The sequence below is a fragment of the Methanospirillum sp. genome (genome assembly GCF_035560735.1).
Taxonomy (GTDB): domain Archaea; phylum Halobacteriota; class Methanomicrobia; order Methanomicrobiales; family Methanospirillaceae; genus Methanospirillum.
In genome coordinates this window covers 1-4,663 of the sequence record NZ_DATMYY010000091.1, presented here as the reverse complement: position 1 = coordinate 4,663, position 4,663 = coordinate 1, and the positions used below count along the sequence as shown (strand labels likewise).

5 protein-coding genes are annotated in these 4,663 nt (G+C 43.5%); 2 read left to right on the top strand and 3 right to left on the bottom strand.

Annotated features, from left to right (window positions below):
- Positions 1 to 55: 55 nt before the first annotated feature.
- Positions 56 to 265, top strand: coding sequence for a TOBE domain-containing protein (locus VN429_RS02800; RefSeq protein ID WP_325629559.1), 210 nt, complete (start codon positions 56 to 58; stop codon positions 263 to 265).
- Positions 266 to 300: 35 nt separating this feature from the next.
- Here VN429_RS02800 and VN429_RS02795 read toward each other — a convergent pair whose 3' ends face one another.
- The 3 genes from VN429_RS02795 to VN429_RS02785 all read right to left on the bottom strand — a co-directional run bounded on the left by VN429_RS02795 (position 301) and on the right by VN429_RS02785 (position 3,559).
- Positions 301 to 1,962, bottom strand: a complete 1,662-nt coding sequence (locus VN429_RS02795) for a radical SAM protein (RefSeq protein WP_325629557.1) — start codon at positions 1,960 to 1,962, stop codon at positions 301 to 303.
- A gap of 78 nt (positions 1,963 to 2,040) precedes the next feature.
- Entirely contained in the window at positions 2,041 to 3,087 is a 1,047-nt protein-coding gene (locus tag VN429_RS02790; RefSeq protein ID WP_325629555.1) for an ABC transporter substrate-binding protein, read from the bottom strand.
- A gap of 100 nt (positions 3,088 to 3,187) precedes the next feature.
- Entirely contained in the window at positions 3,188 to 3,559 is a 372-nt protein-coding gene (locus VN429_RS02785) for a hypothetical protein (RefSeq protein ID WP_325629553.1), read from the bottom strand.
- A gap of 167 nt (positions 3,560 to 3,726) precedes the next feature.
- Between VN429_RS02785 and VN429_RS02780 the strand changes: the two genes are divergently transcribed.
- Positions 3,727 to 4,596, top strand: coding sequence for a class I SAM-dependent methyltransferase (locus VN429_RS02780; RefSeq protein ID WP_325629551.1), 870 nt, complete (start codon positions 3,727 to 3,729; stop codon positions 4,594 to 4,596).
- The last annotated feature ends 67 nt before the right edge of the window (positions 4,597 to 4,663 follow it).

Here is a 4,663-nt window from a genome sequence, read left to right as displayed (position 1 = left end):
GATCTATACAAACCTAGTATTGTCTATCTTATTGTGTGAAAAATAGAGGCCATTTATGCGAATAAGTGCACGAAACTCAATAAAAGGAACAATTGTTACTATAACAAAAGGTATGGTTAATGCAGAGGTTGTACTTGATATCGGTAATGGGATTCTGGTAACATCTATGATCACTGCACATGCTGTAGATAGTTTGGGGCTTAAGGAAGGAATTCAGGCATTCGCTGTTATTAAATCCAGCGAAGTGACGATTGCTGTGGATTGAGAAAAAAATAATAAACTATAAATGCTCTACTTGAATCAGATTCTGATGCTTTTTTGATTTGTCTGAATATCATATAGCAGCGTATTGAGATATCGTTCATCATCTTCGAGAGAAAATCTGATTACTTCTGGGTGTAGAAGATTTGCTATATACTCAAGTGCAAGCACCCATCTAACTCCGGATACCGGGTACTGCTTTGGGATGCAATAGATCTGTCCAGTCTCTATCGCTGGTGCTAAAAGGCCTTCATTTTGACAGTGATGGAGAAAGTCGGAGGTATCAGACTTCCCCATTCCCAGACAAAGGATCACCTCGGGTTGTAAGGACATGAACTCCTCCCTGGACAATGGGTGAGGTCGTGACTCTGTATAGGCTATCTGATAGTTGAGAACAGACCCACCGGCTCTTGCAGCTAGTGCTACCTCCATTTTGTCAGGATATGATGCAAGATATGGATGAGAGAGAGCACAAAATACCCGGGGATGCCGGATATTTGCCACAGATTTCGTGATCTGTTCAAGTCGTTCTGTGTAAAACCCAAGAAGAGGATGAACCAGATCCTGAGCATCAGCGAGCAGGCCAAGTGTTCTGATGTATTCGATATATCCCTCTGGGGTTGCAAAAAAGGTCTGTAACTTCTCGAGCCAATCTCCTGAAAGAATCTGTACCAGAACCCTGCTGACCACCATCTTATCACAAATCCCAAGCTGATACAGTGTTCCCGAAACCATGTCCAAGAGAACCGAGGTCCGGTACCCGCCCCTGAATCGAGGTTCATATCCGTCATTTTTATAATATTCCCCGAAAACTGGAATCGTTCTCCCGCAGGTGCATTCTTGCTGATAAATTCTGTTCGTCAGCCGGGCTCCCATTGGGCCATAGAAAGTCCGTTCTATGAGCAGACTCCCACAATCCGGACAATAGGAACTGAGGTTACATGTCCCGGGCGTGTTGAAGAGATATACCCAGTTGAGCCAGGTTTTACAACGGGAGACTATCATCTCAGCATCCTCTGGTGCAGGTTCACACTGATCATCTGCTCCATTGAATGGAATGAAGCGCATGACATGCAGAGGAATTTCTGCAGATATATGAGAAAGGTGTCTTGCCAGGTCAGTTATTTCATGCTCACGCCCGGCCTCGAAAACTACCGATATCTCAAGATGGACCTGGGCCTCGTGGATTATTCTGATGGAATTGAGAACCTGTTCAACATCACAAGGAGAACCACACGTGCGGTACACATCGTCTGACAAACCTTTCATTCCGATATTTATCATATCCAGGTACGGGAGGAGTTGTCTGAGAATTGGCTGTTCCATACAACCGTTTGATGCACATCCCACCAGAAGGCCTTCCTTCTTCAATGTCTTTGCAGTGTGAATTAATGTCTGAAATGAGACTGATGGTTCATTCAAACAAAAGATAACTCCAAGACAGCAATGTTCCCGAACCTGTTTCAGAATATCATCTGGATTTGCCTTAAGCAGAGCACCTGCAATCAGGTCAGGATCGTCGACAAGCATGTGCGACACACACCCTGGACAGGAGAGATTGCAACCAAGAGTTGAGAGAAGCAGATACCTCCCTCCCGGGGTATGGTGAAGGAAGGGAACCGTCTCAATTGCACTAGGCCAGAGTGCCAGGTACTTATCAGCAAACCGCTCATGCAGGATTCCATTTTCGCAGGTTTGCATTCTGCACTTGCCAGTTTTTCCTTCAGAAATCTGGCAAAAATGCCCACAAATTTGGCATTCCATAATAAAAAAGAAAAGTTATGGAGAGGAGGGTTTATTCAGAGTAACCGGTGTCTTGTCTGCGAGCATTGCAGCGACATCCTTATCGGTAAGAGTAAGCCGGTAGAACTTCTGATAAAACTCCTTGATTTCTGAGGTCAGGTCATTGTGGACATGGTCAGGATACAGGGTATTCTGGAGCCAGATCATACCAAGGACATTTTCAGGTACTGGGAGTTCCCAGGCCATGATATACTTGGGCATGCGGTACACCTGTTTTTTCTTGACCGCGGTAAGGTCCTTCCATGCCGGATCTGTGAGAATATCAGTCACATTCTTGGAGTTATATGATAACAGAATAATATCATCCGGATTCCAGTTGTAGATCTGTTCCAGAGTAACCTTGCTATCGCCTCCCACAACGCCCTGGGCAACATTGTATCCACCAGCAATACCCAGTGACTTTGCTTCGTACCAGTCATCACCCAGTGTTGACAATGGCTCCCTCTGACCAAAGTATACTTTTGCCCGGTTTACATCAGTATAGTCAGCAACGTTCTTTTGCAGTTCGTCGACTTTTCCGTTGTAATAGGAAATGAATTCCTCTGCTTCTTTCTCTTTACCGGTGATCTTACCGATCATCTCGTAACTCTTCATGAGAGTGTCAGGCGATTCAACATCAACGATAGCCACTGGAATGCCTGTTGCGGCAATATCGTCATTAACTTTCGAATATGCCTTGTCAGAAATAACCAGTTCAGGCTTAAGAGCAAGTAACTGCTCAAGATTCACGTTTGTCTTACATCCTGCATTTGGAAGTTTACCAAGGTTATTTTCTGTTTCATTTACCTTGTTTCGATCTGCAGGTCCGACACATGTTCCGACCAGTTTGTTGTCAGCACCAATAACAAAGAAGAATTGGCTTGTAAAAGGATCCACCGTTACAATCCTGTTGACATTTGCTGGAAGTTGAATTGTATTTCCAGCCAGATCGGTGATTGTTTTGTTTTCAGCAAATGACACTACCGGGACTACTAAAAGCGCTATTAATAATCCACAGAGTAAAAATTTGAAATTTGTACCCATACACTGCACTCCATTGGTCATGGATGACCACATTACTGTTGGGAATATTTAACTAAAATAGTTATGTGGTTTATCAAGTAAAGTTAATTATGTTTATTGCTCATATGTGCCTTAAGAATATGTGTTTCAGAAACTGCATCGATTTCTGAATAATAACAAATGGGTACCAATCAGGTTTTTCAGAATCCGGGATGGTTGAGAGAAAACCATGAAGATAGTCCTCAATTCCGATTGAGATTTCTGGAAGACTTTCAACAACAATTACGGGGCTCTTAAGGATTCCACTTATCCACACACCCTCATGATTGGAGATACGGTAAGTTGGAGAGAGGTACTGCCATCCAGTATTTTCGTATCTCCCTTGTGAGAGTGTATACAAAACCTCCTTGGTAACCGGGCTGGACAGGAGGTATTCCCTTTTTATGTATCCATCAGAAAGAACTGGCTGGGTTCTGACTGATATTATCTCCATGTATAGGTCATATGTTATGAGAGTTCTTGAAAGTGAGGGATGAACAGGGTGTATTCATCTGAATTCAGACCTTGGAGTGTACCAGAATGGATCCATGTTCTTCAGGTAATCCGGTATCTCTTTATATGACATTGAGGCACAATTCAGAAGTAGTCAGGGTGGGTTGCATGAATTTCGAGCAAAAAAACCTCTCTCATATACCAGGTACATCCTGGGCAGAGCAATGGACTCACCTTAAGGAGAGACATATCCGGTCGATATATACAAACAGCCAAAATACATTCTGGCTTGATCCCGACAATATCAGAATGTACCTTGAGAATATCCAGGGGGATTACTCAAAGGTGGTGGATAAACAACTCAGAACTATTAATGCTCTAACTGGATGTTCTGTGCTGGATATTGGATCAGGACCTGGCACTCTTGCGGTTCCTCTGGCTAAACTGGGCTGTAATGTAACTGTTATTGAGCAGGCACCCCTCATGTGTCAGGCTCTTGAAGAATACAGGATTCAGCAGGATGCTCCTCCGATAAAGATAATAAGCCGGCAGTGGGAGGACGTTACCAGTGAGGAACTTCAGGGACCGTTTGACCTGATAATATCTTCGTTCTCCCTTACCATGACAGATATTGTCGGGACCATCAGGATGATTCAACGAATCTCATCAGGAAGGGTCTACCTGTTCTGGTTCCTTACTCTTCCATCCTGGGCTGAAATGATGCAGGAACTCTGGCCTGAGCTTCATGGCAGAGAATATTATCCGACTCCGCTTGCAGACTGTCTTTGGAATGTCTTGTATGAAATGGGAATTTATGCAAATCTTGAGGTGATGGAATCCGCTCCTCCAGTTTTCTATGAGTCAATTGCGCAGGCTGCCAAGATTATTGCAAAGCGATTTGAATGCACTGAAGAGTGGCAGAATAAAATAATACATGAATATTTGATCAAAAATGTACGTATTGCGCCTGATGGAAGAATACTGGTAGGAAGAGAGCATCGAAGTGCGATAATCTGGTGGGATAATCACCGGTTATAAATCAAATAAAAAAATGAGAGTGTCTGGTGCACTCAAATATTTCCGCCCTGAAAACCTGTTGCATTTC